Origin of the sequence: Pyramidobacter sp. CG50-2, assembly GCF_003612005.1 — a bacterium.
In the GTDB taxonomy this organism is placed as follows: domain Bacteria; phylum Synergistota; class Synergistia; order Synergistales; family Dethiosulfovibrionaceae; genus Pyramidobacter.
In genome coordinates, this window is record NZ_RAWT01000059.1 from 1 (window position 1) to 16,263 (window position 16,263).

Below are 16,263 nucleotides of genomic sequence, written 5' to 3' on the forward strand. Positions count from 1 at the left end.
TGTACGTTCGCGTAGACGTTGTTATGGCGGCACGATGGGGAGTTCTTTCGAGGTGTCTTGCTGTGATGAGAGTGTGAGGGGGTGACTTTTTTAATGAGCAGTTATGGTGACATTTTTATTGGCTATTGACAGGGGGGATTTTTGAGATACTCTACCTGCGGCAGCGAGATTTTATTATTCAAGGAGAACTGAATCATGAACTACGGACCGGAACTTATCAGCGCGCTGGCGCCGGAGCTTCGGCGTTGCGTCGGTTGCCAGCTGCAGCGCATCGAAGCGGGAAGCGACTGGTGCGCTTTGACCTTCAAAAACGCCGGCTCGATTTTTTTCACGTGGAATCCGGAAACTTTCGGCATCTGCCGGATCGGCTCCGACGAGCTGCGCGACCTGCGCAGCCAGAGCGTGAAGACGCCGTTCGCGATGGGGCTGCAGCGGCATCTCGGCGGCGGATCGATGACGGACGTGAAATGCGTCCCCGGCGACCGCGTGTTGACGATAGAATTCCAGCGCTTCGTCGGCGGCGGCGTCAGCAGGGAACTGACGCTGGTCCTGGAACTCACGGGCCGCATGAGCAACGCGCTCTTCACCGACGAGAACGGCGTCATCCTCGAAGCGGCCAAACACGTGTACCCGGAAGTGAACCGCTATCGTTCCATCGTCCCCGGCGCGCCCTACGCGCCGCCGCCGCCCATTCCGGGAGAGCTGCCCCGTCCCGGTATGAGCGACGCCGAACTGACGACGTTCCTGAAAGCGCCGCGCGGCATCGGCCGGCCGCTGGCGAACGAACTGACGCGGCTTTGGCAAAACGGCTGCAAAGACATGGTCCGCGCGGCGCTGTTCGGCGAGCCGAAAATCTTTCAGCGCTTCGGCAAATATCTGACCGCCCTCGGCGCGGCGCTGCCGGGCGCCGAAGTTTACGACGGCGCTGGATTGGATTTCTGCCGCGCCTACATCGCCGGCGAGATCGAGCGCCGCGCGCTGAAAACCCTCGCCGCCAAAGCGCTGAAGATCCTCGAGCGCCAGCGCGGCCGGCGCGCCAAGCACGTCGGTGATCTGCTCAGCCAGATCAAAAAAGCCGAAAACTGCGACGCCTATCGGGCCGCCGGCGAAGCGCTCCTGCAAAATCTCGGCAAGGTCAGAGAACATCAGGACTTTGTCACGCTGAAATACTGGGACGCCGACGGAGAAAAAACCGTCGAGGTCAAGCTGAATCCCGCGCTCGACCTTCAGGGCAACGCAAAACTCTATTTCAAGAGATACCAGAAATTCCGCACCGACGTGGCCGTCGTCAGAGAGCGTGTCGCCGCGTTGCAAACGGAATTGAACGATCTCGCCGCGCTGGAAGCTAATTTGAAGCGCGTCGCCAGCGCGGAAAAACTGACGGAACTGTGCGAACAGATAGCCCAGCAATACGACGACGGCCGCAAAAAAGAAAAGGACGCCCGCGCCCGCAAAGCGAAAAACCCGTTGCCGCCCCATCTGCGCTTCGCTTTGGGCGACAGCCTGATCCTGGTGGGCATGAACGAGCGCGGCAACCGGTATGTCACGTTTCAGGAAGCAGCGCCCGACGACCTGTGGTTCCACGTGCACGAGTTCCCCGGCTCGCATGTGATCCTCAAGAATCCCCCCGCCGACGCGGCGGAGCGGGAACGCGCCGTGCGCGCCGCCGCGTCGTTGGCGCTGCGTTACAGCGAATGCGGCGACCGCAGTTCGGTCGTCGATTACGCCGAAAAGAAGCAGGTCCGCCACATCCAGGGCGGCGGCCCCGCCAACGTCACCTACAAGCGCCCCAGCACCGTCCTCGTCGGTCCCAACGACTGGAAAGAAATCATCGAACGCCGCTGACCGCGTTCAAACAAAAGACGTGCCCAAAACGCAAAAGCTCGAAAAAAACGACACGGAAAAAGGCACGGCGATCTTCGGATCGCCGTGCCTTTTTCGCTCTTTTCGAATACGGCCCTATTCCCGCCGCAAACACCCTTACAGGCTCTTCGAGACAAAACTGTCGAAACCGTTGCCAAGGTGGCTGACGTCGCCCAGCAGTCCCACTTGGGGCGTTCCGTTCAAAAATTCGACGTAAGAGACGCTGCAGTTGGGGATCTTCAGCCGCCAGTAATGAGACAGCGGCACGCCGAGAAAATAACAGATCAGCGTCTTGAGCACGGCGTCGTGCGTGGCCAGCAGCGTGTCGCCGTGACAGTGCAGCGCCGTGCGCTTTAGCGCGGCGACGGCGCGATGCTGCACGTCTTCCAGCGATTCGCCGCCGGGGCCGGGCATCTTCACGCCGTCGGGGCTCGTGCGCCACCGCTCCAGCAGCGCCCCGTACCGGACCGACACCTCTTCGAACGTCAGCCCCTCCCACGCGCCGTGATTGATCTCCATAAATCCCGGGTCGCTCACGAGCTGCCCGCATTTCGCCGCCGCAAAGATTTTCTCCCCGGTGACGCGGGCGCGCGACAGCGGCGAGACGAATACCGCCTCCAGCGGAAAGCCGCGAAAACGTTCCGCAGCGCGGTCCGCCTGCGCCAATCCCGTCTCGTTCAACGGGATATCCATCTGCCCCTGAAAACGCCCCTCGCGGTTCCATTTTGTCTCTCCGTGGCGCACCATGAAAAGTCTCATTTCAGCTCGGTCCTTTCCGTTCTTCGCAAACGCCGCGCGAACCGCGTTCGTTTTCTTCCCAGACAGGCCGGTGACGTGGAACGTCGTCGGCTTGATTTTTATTCGCCCGCTTTTTTGCGCCGGGTGAAAAAATAAACCGCCAGAATCACCGCCGCGCCGATCAGGTCGCTGATCGTGCCGGGGATCAACAGTCCCAGGCCGCCCGCGATCATCAGCAGCCGCCAATAGGATTCGATCGGCGCGTTGATGTAGCCGATCAGCCCCCCGCCGATGCCGAACAGGCCGACAAGCGCCGTGGCGATCATCGGCAGCGCTTCGAGGAACGTGCCGTCGATCATGATCAGCTTCGGGTCGAGCGCGAACATGTAGGGCACGAGGAAGGCCGCGATCGCCAGCTTCGAGGCGTTGACGCCCGTCCTGAACGGATTGCCCTTGGCGATGGCGGAACCGGCGTAGGCCGCCAGCGCCACCGGCGGCGTGATGTCGGCGATGATGCCGAAGTAGAAGCAGAACATGTGCGCCGCCAGCAACGGGATACCCAGATGGATGAGGATCGGCGCGGCCACCGTCGAGGTGATGATGTAGTTCGACGTGGTCGACACCCCCATGCCCAGCACCAGCGACGTGATCATCGCGCACATCAGGCCAAGGAAAACGTTGCCGCCCACGACCTGGAACATGCCGCCGCCGATCCGCTGCCCCAGCCCCGTCAGCGTCACCATGCCGACGATGATGCCCGCCGTCGCACAGGCTGTCGCCACGGAGACGATGTTGCGCGCCGCCAGCGGCAGCGCCTCGAGAATCTGCTTCGGCGAGACCCAGGTGCTCTTTTTCAAAAACGGCACCAACGCGGCGATCATGATGCCCCACAGCGCCGAGCGCGTGATCGTGAAACCCGACAGCATGAAGTAGATGATGGCGGCCAGCGGCAGCACCAAATGCCCCTTTTGCAGAAGCAGCGGCTTGGCGGGCGGCAGCTTTTCGCGCGGCAGCCCCTTCAGCCCCTTGCGGCGCGCCTCGAAGTCCACCATGATCCAGATGCCCGAAAAGTACAGCAGCGCCGGGATCAGCGCCACCAGCATCAGCTGCGAATAGGGGATCCCCACCGATTCGGCGATCAGGAACGCCGCCGACCCCATCACCGGCGGCATGATCTGCCCGCCCGTCGAAGCCGCCGCTTCGACCGCGCCGGCGAACTCCGGCTCGTAGCCCAGCGACTTCATCAGCGGGATCGTGAAGGAGCCCGTCGAGACGGTGTTCGCCACCGAAGAACCGGAGACCGTGCCCTGCAGCGCCGACGAAAGCACCGCCACCTTGGCCGGGCCGCCCACGGCCCAGCCGGCCAGCGCGTTGGCCAGGTCGATGAAGAATTGTCCGATCCCCGTCTTTTCGAGACAGGAACCGAAAAGGATGAACAGGAAAATGTACGTTGAGCACACGCCGATCGGGTTGCCGATCACGCCCTCCGTGGTGATGAAAAGATGCGTGATGATCCGCGGCAGCTGATAGCCGCGCTGCGCCAGAAACCCCGGCATCTGCACGGCGAAAAAGCCGCGCGCCCCCATCAGGCCGTACAGCATGAAGCACGAGGCGATGATCACGATCGGCGGGCCGACCACGCGCCAGCAGGCCAGCAGCACCAGAAAAACGCCCAGCCCCGCCATGACCGTGTCCAGCGTCGTATACTCGCCGGCGCGCAGCTGCAGCGCCTTGAAGTTGCCGATAAAATACATGATCACCGTCAGGAACGTCAGCGCAAAGATCACGTCCAGCGGATTGATCCTGCGGCGGCTCGACTTTTTCGTCGTCGGATAGATGATAAAGGCCAGACTGATGGCGAACCCCAGATGCCCGTAGCGCAAAATCTGCTGCGGCAACCTCCCGCTCAGCGAAGCGTAAAGCTGGAACAGCGCGAAACACGTCAGCACGACCGTCAGAAAGACTTTCATGCCGCCGGAAAAGATCCGATAGCGCGAATCGCGCTCCAATTCGGACAGATCGACGTTTTGCGGAACTTCGTTCAGTTTTTTTCGACTCAAAAAGCTCAAGCGCCGCCTCCCCTTTCAGGAAAAAACCGGACGGTCCGCAGCGATCGAACCGTCCGGCATCATGCCATGGAATCGCGGGCCCCGCGGCCGCGCGCCGTTTACTTTCCGGGGACCTTCAGCCCTTTCTCCTCGTAGAAGCGGGCCGCGCCGGGATGGATGTTGCCGGGGATGCCGCGGAAAGCGCCTTCGAGCGACATGTATTCGCCCTTCTTGTTGAGCGCGCGGATCTCGTCGAGATGATCGTAGATCGCCGCCGTCATCGCGTACACGTCGTCGTCGGAGATCTCGTTCAGTACCACCAGCATCGACATCACCGCCACCGAGGTGACGGGATGGCCGAGATTGTACTGATCGTCGGGCGTCGTGAACGGCGCGTAGAACGGATACTTCTCCTGCAGCAGCTTCAAATGCTCGTCGTCGATGGAGATCACTTCGATCTTGCCCATCAGCGACAGCTCCGTCACGTTGGCGTTGGGATAGCCCGAGCACATGAAGAACGCGTCGATCTGGTCGTCCTGAAGGGCGTTCTTGCCCTCCGACTGGCTCAGGAAGCGCTCGTCGATGTCGTCGTAGTTCATGCCGTAAATGCCGAGAATCTGGCGGGGCGCCACCTCGTATCCCGAGCCGACCGCGCCCACGCAGATGCGCTTGCCGCGCATGTCGGCCACGCTCTTGATGCCGCTGGCTTTGCTCGCCACGATCTGCACCATTTCGGGATAGCAGGCCGTGATCGCCGAGAAATTCGTCACCGCGCCGCTGGCGAACTGCTCCACTCCGTTCAGAGCGTAGCTGTTCACGTCCGTCTGCACCAGCGCCATCTCGTTTTCGCCCTTTTTGAGAAGGCGCACGTTCTCCACCGAGCCGCCCGTGGAACTGACGGTGATGTTAGCGCCGGTATGGCTGTTGATAACCTGCGCGAGCACGCTGCCGAAGGAATAGTAATTCCCCGTGGCGCTGCCCGTCCCCATCAGAAAGCTGCCGGAGATCTTGTGATCGGCCGCGAACGAAGCCGCGGCTCCCACAGTCAACGCCGCGCCGACGGCCAATGCTGTCCATGCGTTTCTTCTCATTTTTTCCTCCTTCAATAATAGCGAGGCTCCCGTCGGGGGAGAACCTCGAAATGGCGAGCAGGCTAACTATACCCTACAAAAATAAACTTTTCAATCGACGCGGCGCCGTGCGCGCGTTTTTTGCGGATGAATATTTTTATCGCCGATAAAATATTCAGCCGCGACATCCCGTTCAGAGCGTCACGCGTCTTGCGGCTGCGACAGCGGCACGCGCAACGCCGCGATCAGTTCCGGCGGCAGCGGCGCTCGGAATTCGAGCCGCTCGCCGCCGACGGGATGGCGGAACCCCAGCCGCCACGAATGCAGAAACACGCGATCTTTGAGGATGTGCTGCGCCGGATCCTTGGGGCCGTAGAGCGTGTCGCCGTCGAGCGAGCAGCCGAGCGCGCGCATGTGCACGCGGATCTGGTGCGTGCGCCCCGTGTGCAGCCGTACCCTGATCAGAGTGTAGCGCGCCCGCGTCCAGAGGACTTTGTAATCGGTCACGGCTTCGCGCCCGTCCCACGACACGCACATCTTCAGGCGATTGTGAGGATCGCGGCCGATCGGGGCGTTCACCGTGCCTTCGGACGATCTCAGCGTACCGACGCCAAGCCCCAGATACTCCTTGAGCACTTCGTGCGCCTGAAACGCCTCCGTCAGGCCGCGAAAAGCCGCGTCGCTGCGGGCCACGACCATCAGCCCCGACGTGCCCACGTCGAGACGGTGAACGATGCCGGGCCGCACGGCGTCGCCGATGCGGCCGATCTCCGGATAGCGGAACATCAGGCCGTTGACCAGCGTGCCGTCGGGACGCCCGGCGCCGGGATGCACGACCACGCCCGCCGGTTTGTTGACCACGATCACGTCGTCGTCCTCGTAGACCACGTCAAAAGGCACGTCCTGCGCCGCGATCTCCGCCGGCGCGGCCTCGGGAATTTCCACGCGATATACCTGCCCGGGCTGGATCCTGAACGCCGGGCGGATCTTCCTCACCTGTTCGCACGTCACGGCCCCGCCGTCGAGCAGGGCGCGGACGCGGCTGCGCGACAGCGACAGTTCGCCGGCGAGAAAAAGGTCGAGGCGCGCGCCGGAATCCTCTTCGGGGACAGCCAGCTCGTAAATTTCGCGATTCGCGTTTTCCATTCGATCGATCACCACTCCATCATAAAAGGGAGCGAAGAATCTTCGCTCCCTTCATTGTACTCTGTCCGCCGAAAATGTTCCACGTGGAACATTTTCGGCGTTTCGATTTATTCCAGACTACTTTTTCTCAATGACGCACGCGCAGCGGCGGCACAGTCCGTCGGCGTGAGACGTCTCTTCGTACTTCCAGCAGCGCGGACACTTCGTGCCTTTGGCGGGGAACACTTCGACGCGGATGTCGTCGTCGCTTTCCACCGTCTCGCCGAACTCGAAGCCCGAAGTGATGCACACCATCGCCCAGTCCTCGGCGCTCATGGCGTTTTTGTAGAACTCGGGCGCGGCGACGGCGACGCGAGCTTCCAGCGCCTGGCCGATCTTGCCGGCGGCGCGTTCGGCTTCCAGCGCCTTGCTGACGAGGCCGCGCAGGAATTGGACTTTCTCCCATTTTTCCACAAGCGTGCCGTCCGTCTCGGCAGGATCCGCTTCCGGCCAGCCGCCCAGAAAGACGCTCTCGGCCAGCGAAGGCTCGATCGTGCGCAGCTGTTGCCAGATCTCCTCGGCGGTGAAGCTGATCACGGGCGCGAGCATGCGCGCCAGCGCGCAGACGGCCTTCCACATCACCGTCTGGCAGGCGCGGCGGCTCAGGCCGTCCGCCGCGTCGGCGTAAAGGCGGTCCTTGCTGGCGTCGAGATAGAACGAGCTCAGTTCGTTCACGCAGAACTGATGAATGACGGTGATGGGCATGTGGAAATCATACGCCTCAAAACCTTCCGTCACGCGCTCGACGACGCGGTTCAGCAACGACATGGCCCAACGGTCGAACTCGGGCATCTTGCCGAACGGCACGGAATCCCTGGCCGGCTCGAAGCCGTTCAGGTTGCCGAGCATGAAGCGGGCCGTGTTGCGGATGCGGCGGTATTCCTCCGACAGGTTCTTGATGATGCCGTCGGAGATGTGTACGTCGCTGCGATAGTCGGCGGAAGCCACCCACAGGCGCAGGATGTCCGCTCCGTCGCGATTCGTGATCCTCTCGGGGGCGACGCCGTTCTGCAGCGATTTGGACATCTTGCGTCCCTGTTCGTCGACGATGAAGCCGTGCGTCAGGACGGCCCGGTACGGCGCCTTTCCGGCCACGGCCACGGAAGTGAGCAGCGAGGTCTGGAACCAGCCGCGGTGCTGATCGGCCCCCTCGAGATACAGGTCGGTCGGCCAGTTCAGATAGGGACGGCTGGGCACGTCCATGACGGAGAAGTGGCTCGCGCCGGAATCGAACCACACGTCGAGAATGTCTTCGCCCTTCTTCAGATGACGACTGCCGCAGCGAGGGCAGACCGCCAGATCGCCGAGCAGCTCTTCGGGCGCGCTCGCCCACCAGACGTCGGAACCGGCCCCGGCGACTTTTTCCGCGACGCGGCGGATACGGGCGGCATCGAGGATCGTTTCATGACAGTCTTCGCACTCGAACGCCGGGATCGGCACGCCCCACACGCGCTGACGGCTGATGCACCAATCGGAGCGCTCGGACACCATGTTGTAGATGCGGTCGTGTCCCCAGCCGGGGATCCATTTCACCTCGTTGTCGATCACGTCGAGCGCGCGTTTCTTGAACGCGGCGACGTCGATGAACCACTGCGGCGTGGAGCGGAAAATGACGGGCTTGTGACAGCGCCAGCAGTGCGGATAAGAGTGCGAGATCTTCTTCAGGCCGAGCAAACGGCCGTTGGCTTCGATCACTTCCAGCGCCTTGCGGCCGCCCTTGTCCAGATCCAGGCCGGCGACGACGGGCGTGTCGGGCTTGTAATGTCCCGTGGCGTCGACGGGATTGTAATTTTCGATGTGATAGCGCTGTCCCGTCTCGAAATCCTCGACGCCATAGGCCGGCGCCGTATGAACGCAGCCGGTGCCAGCCTCGAGCGTGACGTATGGAGCCAGCACGAGCGGCGTTTTGCAAGGATACATGGGATGATTGGCGGCGAGCAGTTCCAGGTCTTTGCCCTTGACGGTCAGCAGGCGTTTGGAGAAATCGAGCCCCGTGTCGCGCGACACCGAATCGGCCATGCCGTCGGCGATCAGGTAAACTTTATCGCCCACCTCGAAAAACGAGTAGTCGAAGTTGGCGTTCAGCGTCACGGCGCGGCTGGCGGGCAGCGTCCAGGGCGTCGTCGTCCAGACCACGACGTTCACGTCGCGTCCTTTCAGCGCGGGGAATCGCTCCGCCGCGTCATCATCCATCTGATAAGCGACGAACACCGAGGGCGACGTGACGTCGGCGTACTCGATCTCGGCCGCGGCTTCGGCGGTCTGGCAGTCGATACACCAGTACACGGGCTTGGTACCGCGGTAGACGAAACCTTTTTCCACGATCGTGGCCAGCGTTTCCAGCTCGCGGGCCTCGAATTCCGGATTCAACGTCAGATACGGCTCGTCCCAGAGCGAGAAGCAGCCCAGGCGCTTCATGCCCTCGCGCTGCACGTCCACCCATTTGAGCGCGTAGTCGTGGCATTTGGAGCGGAGTTCGAGCGCCGGCGTCGTGTCCTTGTTCAGGTGCTCGTCCTTGAGCACTTTCAGCTCGATGGGCAGCCCGTGCGTGTCCCAGCCCGGCACGTAAGGCACGTAGTAGCCGCGCATCGACTTGTACTTGACGATGAAGTCCTTCAGCGACTTGTTGAGCGCGTGCCCGATGTGGATCGCGCCGTTGGCGTAGGGCGGCCCGTCGTGGAACATGAAGGAGCGGCGGTCCTTGTTGCTCTCCAGCATTTTTTTGTAAATCTCGTTCTGTTCCCAGAATCTGACCGTTTCCGGTTCTCTCTTCGCCAGTCCGGCCCGCATGGGGAATTCCGTCACCGGCAGCTGAAGCGTCGATTTGTAGTCAACCGACATGATGCCTCACCTCTTGATTTAAATTGTGCTCCGCGTCATAGGCGGAATTCATGAACCTGTCCGAACACACCGCAAAAACAACAGGGAGGAAAGAGCCGCGCCCCGTCCTCCCTGTATTGCTCCACGACAAATTATAGCGTCGCCAGAGGAAGAGAACACGATGCATCGGCCGCCGCTATAATAATAATGACGCCTTTGTACTGACACTCAGCCGCATACATCTTCTCCACCTCCGTAATAAGTAGTGTTGAATGTGATTTTAGCAGTCCCGCTCTGCTTCGTCAATCGTTTTCGTGTCGGGACAATCCCCGCACCATCGGCCATTGAAAAGCGGCCCCGCCTTGAAAGAGAAATGGTGGGGCCGCTCGTTTGCGGTAAGATTCATACTATTTCTCAATTAAAAGGCCGAACACAGAGGCGCGGCGAGGAAGATTCACAAAGCGAGCTGCGCAGCAGTCGAAGGAGTTCCGAGCGACTGAACTTCCCCGCAGCGCCCCGTAAACTGTGTTCATGCGTTTTATCAAGAAATAGTATAAGAATTCGTCGTTCTCGTGAAACCGGGATCACTCCGCGATCATGAACGTCAGACGGGATACCAGGACGGACTCGTCGGCGACGGTCTTGTCGGCATAAGGCACTTTCACTTCCACAGAGGCGTTCCAATAGCCGGCTTTCGAGGGAATGATGTTGATGACGCCTTTCAGGTCGGTACGCCCATAGAACGCCTTGTACTCGTTGGCGGGATCGCCGTCCTTCGTGTCGCCGGCAAAACCCGCGTAAACGGCTTTCACTTCCGCCGTCTTGGCCGGTTTGCCGTCGACGAGTATCAGAACGGGGAAGCGCTGTCCCGGCTTCACCGTCGCCGGATTCACCTGCGGCACCATCTCCAGACGCTGTCCCACCGGCTTGGTGATGATATCCATCCCCTCGGCGCCGTCAAGATTCAGGACGAGCTTGGCGTACATCGCCGCTTCCTCGGCATAAGTCGCATCGGCCTTCGTCAGTTCCTTGTACTTGGCCTTGTCCGCCTGTTTCCATCCTTCCGCTCCTTTGGCCCAGAAAGTGGGCTTGTAGTTGCCGATCACCAAATAGTCGCCTTTTTTCAAGTCGGCCGCCGCCTCGTAGTGGAAGTTGTCGGCGCCGGTCTGGGCCATCTCCGTCGCGCCCTCGGCGGTAATGAGCTTCAAGGGCTCGAAGAGATGCGTACGGTCCGCGGCAATGGGTTCGGGATCGGGATACTCGTGCCCGTAGCCCAAATCGGCCTTGAGAAGGCCGTCCTTATACTCGGCGTTCACCCAGAACTCGTGAGCCTCGGCGGAAACGCCGAAAGAAGCCGCAAAAAACGCCCCTGCAAGCAGTACGGAAAAAATCTTGCGCATGAAAATTCTCCTCCTTAGTGTTGTGTATACATCGAATGTCATGTCGATTCTTTCAAGAGGGACGAAACTCCCTCGATTATTCCTCGTCCGGAGGGCATTTTCTGCCCCCACACCCACATCCGCACCCGCCGCAGCGTCCCTGCCGTGCGGAAACGATCCAGCCGCGAAGCAGGTATCCTCCGGCGGCAAGCGCGATCAGGACAACGATCAGCTCCTGTGCGCCCATGGTCTGAAAACCTCCTCTCTCTGCCGCAGAGTGCCTCAACGAACTACATCTTGGCAGCCTGAACCCAAATCACCGCATCCTGCGAGAGCTCCTTGCCCTTGAATTCCGTATCGGGGCCGACGCCCAGAGCGGCAAATCCCCACCATCCCTCCTTGGGCATGGCGAAAGCGAACGTGCCGTTGGCGTCGGCCTTGATCGTCAGAGTCACAAAGGCGTCGTGGGGAGCGGAGACCGCGCCCTTCCTTTCGAAGGCGTTCTTCTTCAGGTCGGGGCGATGGTTCATGTACTCCACCTCGACCTCGGCGAAGGGGACCGGCTTCCCTTCGCTCTTCACGACGCCGCGGAACATCCCGCCGGCCCAGATCGCATAGGGCTTGTCCAAGGGCACGATCTCCGCCTTGAGCCCCATGTCGGCATCCCATTCCGTGGGGAGACTGCCGTTGTTTACGATCATTTTGGTGATTTGTTGGATATAGAGGTCCTCGCTCTTTTCGAAATAAGGAGCCGGGACCAGACAGAAGACGTAATCGCCCATACCTCTCAGCTTGAAAGAAGTCTCAAAGCCCCTGCCCTTGTTCTCCAGGCTCGTCCAGGTGATGGGCTTCAGCGTCTTGAGCAGATCCGTCTTCTTTTGCTTGTTCACGACAAAGAACCCCTGCGGGGTCTCCATGTCCATCGTGTGTCCGGCCTCAAAAGGATGGGTGAACACAAGCTTCAGGGGAATTTCTCCGCCTTTGTCCAGAATCATCTCGGGGGTGTAGAGCATCTGGAAGTGCGCCGAAGCGGGGAGAACCGCGGCAAACAGCGCGCATATCGACAACAGGGCCGCTTTTTTCACGTACAATACGCTCCTTTTCTTTTTTGAAATCAGTATCCTGGCCTGATTCACTCAGGCAGCCTTACTTGATGTCGCCGCTTTTGACGGTGAGCGTGTGCCCGGGGCCGCCGTCGAAGGTGACGGAAAAGGCTCCCTGCGGCTTGTCGAACGTCAGCTCGCCGCTCTCGTCCAGCTTGCCCTCGAACACAACGGCGTCCTTCTCGTCGGTGACGCGGATGGGGATGTTCGCGGCCGAGGAACCGTCGGAGAAGCCGCCCTCGCACGAGAGCGTGCCGTCGCCGTTGTCCCAGCAGGAGAAAAGCGGGGTATGGGCCAGAGCGGCGCCTGCGAGCGCCGCGATGAAGACGGCCGTTATCACGCCAGTCCATAACTTTCTGTTCATCCTCAAAACCTCCGTTTGAATTTTGTATGTCAGTCCAGCGGCGGGGAATGCCGCAGTCTGCCGCAGTATATGCGCGCCTTGTCGGGACAGGTCAATAGGTCCTCTTGGTTTTGATCAGCCCCAGCAGGATCGTCAGGGTCAGCGGGATCAGGTAGAAGATCCACATCGCCTGAAATCCGGTCAGGCCGAGGGCGGAGCCGCCGGAAAAAACGAGCACGGCGGCGAGCAGCCCGAGAATGAGCGGCACGAAAAAGGCGAAGAGCATCCATTTGGTGGAGCCGGTCTGCACGCGGATGGCCATGATCGTGGGCAGACAGGGCGGACAGAGCACCATGAAGAGCATCAGAGCCATCGCGTGCAGCGGCGTGAGGTCTTCCTCCTGCCGTTTCATGCGCTGTTCCAGCGTGTCGGCGTTCTTCGCTTCGCCGTCGTCCGCTTCCTTGATGTAAAGGGCGCCCAGCGTGGAGACGCTGTTCTCCTTGGCCGCCAGGGTGCTGAGCACGGCGACGTTGACGCGCCAGTTGAAGCCGGCGTAGCGTGAAATAGGTTCCAGCGCGCGGCCGGCCTTGCCGAGCAGGCTGTTGTCGATGCGTTCCTTGCGGATGGCCGTCAGCGCGTTCGTTCGGAAAACGATCAGCTTTTTGAGCTCCTTTTCGAGCGCCTTCGCTTCAGGATCCTTCCTGTTCTGGATGATCTCGAAAAAGTCGGGATTCGTGAGTCCGTAGGCCCTTTTCTTCTCGGCGGAGGCCCCGGACTTGAGTAATTCCCGGTAACCCTGCTGGTAGAGGATCAGGTTGAGGACATCGTCTTCGTTCGTGAGATTTCGTCCGAATTTTTTGTTCTTCGCCGCGTCGAGAAAAACTTGGACGGCCCGGTCTTTCTCCGCCTCGTACTGGGCTTCGCGTTCTGGGGACAGGCCGGGGAAGCGCAGCAGGACGAAGAGGACCACGGCGACGGCGGCGACGACGGTGGTGATCTTGCGGACGTACAGCCAGATCCGCTCGACCGCCCGCCCTAAAACGCCGCGAAGCGTGGGGATGTGATAGGGCGGCATCTCCATGATGAACGGCGCCGTTTCCTTGTGCTTCAGCACCGTCATCGAAAGGATCTTGGCGATGGGCAGCACGAAGAGCAGGCTGATCGTCTGAATGAAGACGATGACGATGGCCTGCTGGTTGACGTTCCCCAGCAGGGGCAGATGCACCGTCTCGTTGAAGTAGATGCCGATGAGCAGGAAGTACAAGGGCAGCTTGGCCTGACAGTTGAGCATGGGGAGCGTCAGGATCGTCGCCAGCTTCGACTTTTCGTCGGGAATTCCCTTGGTGGCCATGACCGCCGGAACGGCGCAGCCGCCCAGGACCACGCCGCCGAGGATCATCGGCAGCGTTGACTGCCCGTGCAGCCCGAAGCGGCTGAGGATGCGGTCCAGGACGAACGCGATGCGCGGCATGTAGCCGCTGTCCTCCAGCACGGCGATGAGCGCGAAGAGGATGAAGAAGATCGGGATGTAGTTGAAGAGCGCGTTCAGGTTATCCACGATCCAGAGCACGAATTCCCGCACGATGGGAACGTCTATGAGCCCGGGCTGGGGAAGGATACGTTCCGCAAAGCTGCGGACGCCGGCGAGGACGGGCCATGTGTAGTGGGTGAGATTGTAGCCCTGGATAAAGGAAAGGTAATAGAATCCGTAAATGACGAAAAGCAGAAAGACGGGGCCGAAGAACTTGTTGCAGACGGCCCGGTCAATGCGCTCGGAGAGCGGCGCTTTCGCGGCCTCCTTTTTGGCCGCGAGGCGTTTGGCGATGGCCGCCGCCCGGCGGCTGCGCTGGCCTGAAACGTAGATGTCGGCGCTCACGCCCTTTTCCCGCTCGAACCGCGCGCGCCATTCTTCCGCCCGCGCAAGGACGGACGCGCTCCCTTTCGCTTTGCCGCGCAGCAGCGCGGCGACGGCGGGATCCCCTTCCATCAGTTTGACGGCGAGCCACGAAATGGGGAAGGCGCCCTTCAGGCTCTCTTCGCGGTTCAACAGGGCCTCCAGATCGTCCAGGGCGTCTTTCAGGTCGGGATAGAGCTCGCAAACGGCGAGGCTGGCGCGGACGCCGGACTGCGACATGTCGGCGACGGCCTGCAGCAGATCTTCGCGGCCGCGCCCCTGGGTGATGGCCGTCGTCACGACCGGCGCGCCGAGTTCCCGCGAAAGTCCCGGAACGTCGATGGAGACGCCTAGCTTTTCGGCCACGTCCATCATGTTCAGGTCGAGAATGAGGGGGATCTCCATCTCCAGAAGCTGGAGCGTCAGGTACAGGCTGCGCTTCAGGTTGGCGGCGTCCATGACGTTCACGACGGCGGAAAGCGGCTCGTGGAGGAGCACGTCGCGCGTGACGCGCTCTTCGGGGGAATAGGAGGTCAGGCTGTACGTGCCGGGAAGGTCGATGACTTCCACGTCTTCGCCGTTTCGTTTATACCAGCCCATCATCTTGTCGACGGTGACGCCGGGATAATTGGCCACGAACTGTTTCGCTCCCGTCAGGCTGTTGAAGACGGTCGATTTGCCGCAGTTCGGCTGTCCCGCGAGGGCGATGATCTTCTTTGCCATCAGAGTTTTTTCACTTTCACGAAACGCGCTTCTTCGCGGCGCAGATTGACCAGCGCGCCTTCGGCGTCCACCTCGATCGGGTCGCCGAGGGGCGCGCGGCGGACGACCTTCGCGGCGACGCCGGGATACAGCCCCATGTCCACCAGCCTCTGGGCAAGGATCCCTCTGCCCTCGATCTTCACGATTCGCCCCGATTCTCCCGGAGCCAGTTCCGCCAACGTCGTTTCGTTCATCGTCTGCACCTCTCTCGAAACAGTAAAAGCGTGCGTTCGGAATTTCCGCCGCGCACGCGGTCCATCTTCCCGCCGGCCCCGCGAAAAATTACGAGTCGTTCACGGTCACCATCAGGCGCGCGGCGACGTTTTGGTCCAGCGCCAGGCTGCTCGCGCCTCCCGCCGGCCGGACGATGACGTCGCCGTCCCGTTCCTGCAGAAGGGTGAGGATGCTGCCTTCGCTCAATCCCAGGCTTTCGAGGCGCTTGGACATTCTTGCGTCGCCGCCGGGATTGACGATTTTCAGATCGACGTTCAGCGGCGCCAAAGAGAGAGGGAACATGGGAAACCTCCTGAGACTGCGCGGCATTCGTTTTTCGGAGAGACCTTCCCGTCTCGGATCCTGCACTGGGTCTCCGCATGCGCACATTCGTATTCTTACTGAATTCTTAATGGAACTTATCGACGGCAGATCTCTTGTTCTTTGTCTTTTTCCTGCTTTCTCACGATGCAATGCTTCAGAGCCGATGCATTTTTCTGTTCAAAACAGGCGCATCAGCGTCGCAGAAGCGCGATCCCGTTCCGTGCAGCGAGCCCACGCTCGATGAGTCTTTTTCGTTCCGCGGCAGTCGCTCGCTTGACCGTACCGATGGCAATCAACTGAATTCGGAATAAAGCATCCACCGCTTTCCGGAATCATCAGGAATCCGACATGAGTTAGTTATACACAACTTACTGAGATTCTAACATTTGATTTCTTTCCTGTCAATAAGAACGGGATTTCTGTCGTTGTTCAGTGATAAAGTCACCCATAACTGTTCCAAGAAAATGTCACTCTGAGATAATACCGTTCATGAAACAGGAGCGAATGACATTGTCACAAAA

13 protein-coding genes are annotated in these 16,263 nt (G+C 60.7%); 1 reads left to right on the plus strand and 12 read right to left on the minus strand.

The genetic code is table 11. From position 1 onward, the window contains the following. The first annotated feature begins 195 nt into the window (after window positions 1–195). Entirely contained in the window at window positions 196–1,845 is a 1,650-nt protein-coding gene (locus tag D7D26_RS10475) for an NFACT family protein (RefSeq protein ID WP_120372995.1), read from the plus strand. Between the two features lie 135 nt (window positions 1,846–1,980). Here D7D26_RS10475 and D7D26_RS10480 read toward each other — a convergent pair whose 3' ends face one another. The 12 genes from D7D26_RS10480 to D7D26_RS10535 all read right to left on the minus strand — a co-directional run bounded on the left by D7D26_RS10480 (window position 1,981) and on the right by D7D26_RS10535 (window position 15,721). Further along, on the minus strand, window positions 1,981–2,622 hold the full coding sequence (locus D7D26_RS10480; protein ID WP_120372996.1) for a histidine phosphatase family protein: 642 nt from the start codon (window positions 2,620–2,622) through the stop codon (window positions 1,981–1,983). Between the two features lie 98 nt (window positions 2,623–2,720). Further along, the gene (locus tag D7D26_RS10485) at window positions 2,721–4,661 is read right to left on the minus strand and encodes a TRAP transporter permease (protein WP_233543546.1); all 1,941 of its coding nucleotides are present in this window, start codon (window positions 4,659–4,661) and stop codon (window positions 2,721–2,723) included. A gap of 107 nt (window positions 4,662–4,768) precedes the next feature. Further along, window positions 4,769–5,740 carry a TAXI family TRAP transporter solute-binding subunit gene (locus D7D26_RS10490; RefSeq protein ID WP_120372998.1) on the minus strand — a complete coding sequence of 324 codons (972 nt, stop codon included), beginning with the start codon at window positions 5,738–5,740 and terminating at the stop codon, window positions 4,769–4,771. Between the two features lie 180 nt (window positions 5,741–5,920). After that, the gene (locus D7D26_RS10495; protein ID WP_233543547.1) at window positions 5,921–6,880 is read right to left on the minus strand and encodes an RluA family pseudouridine synthase; all 960 of its coding nucleotides are present in this window, start codon (window positions 6,878–6,880) and stop codon (window positions 5,921–5,923) included. Window positions 6,881–6,982: 102 nt separating this feature from the next. Then, window positions 6,983–9,745, minus strand: a complete 2,763-nt coding sequence (gene ileS, locus D7D26_RS10500; protein ID WP_120373000.1) for an isoleucine--tRNA ligase — start codon at window positions 9,743–9,745, stop codon at window positions 6,983–6,985. 563 nt (window positions 9,746–10,308) lie between these two features. Then, window positions 10,309–11,124 carry a DUF4198 domain-containing protein gene (locus D7D26_RS10505; RefSeq protein ID WP_120373001.1) on the minus strand — a complete coding sequence of 272 codons (816 nt, stop codon included), beginning with the start codon at window positions 11,122–11,124 and terminating at the stop codon, window positions 10,309–10,311. A 76-nt stretch (window positions 11,125–11,200) separates the two neighbouring features. Continuing rightward, window positions 11,201–11,350: a FeoB-associated Cys-rich membrane protein gene (locus tag D7D26_RS10510; RefSeq protein WP_009164567.1), complete on the minus strand. Its 150-nt coding sequence runs from the start codon at window positions 11,348–11,350 to the stop codon at window positions 11,201–11,203. 43 nt (window positions 11,351–11,393) lie between these two features. Next, window positions 11,394–12,188: a DUF4198 domain-containing protein gene (locus D7D26_RS10515; protein WP_120373002.1), complete on the minus strand. Its 795-nt coding sequence runs from the start codon at window positions 12,186–12,188 to the stop codon at window positions 11,394–11,396. 61 nt (window positions 12,189–12,249) lie between these two features. Further along, the gene (locus D7D26_RS10520; RefSeq protein WP_078015980.1) at window positions 12,250–12,570 is read right to left on the minus strand and encodes a hypothetical protein; all 321 of its coding nucleotides are present in this window, start codon (window positions 12,568–12,570) and stop codon (window positions 12,250–12,252) included. Between the two features lie 91 nt (window positions 12,571–12,661). Next, window positions 12,662–15,166 (minus strand): ferrous iron transport protein B, encoded by a 2,505-nt coding sequence (feoB, locus tag D7D26_RS10525; protein ID WP_120373003.1) that lies wholly within the window; start codon window positions 15,164–15,166, stop codon window positions 12,662–12,664. Beyond that, complete coding sequence (locus D7D26_RS10530; RefSeq protein ID WP_009164563.1) at window positions 15,166–15,399, minus strand: FeoA family protein; 234 nt, start codon at window positions 15,397–15,399, stop codon at window positions 15,166–15,168. Before D7D26_RS10530 ends, feoB begins: the two co-directional genes overlap by 1 nt. An 88-nt stretch (window positions 15,400–15,487) precedes the next feature. Next, window positions 15,488–15,721, minus strand: coding sequence for a FeoA family protein (locus D7D26_RS10535; protein ID WP_009164562.1), 234 nt, complete (start codon window positions 15,719–15,721; stop codon window positions 15,488–15,490). Between the last annotated feature and the right edge of the window lie 542 nt (window positions 15,722–16,263).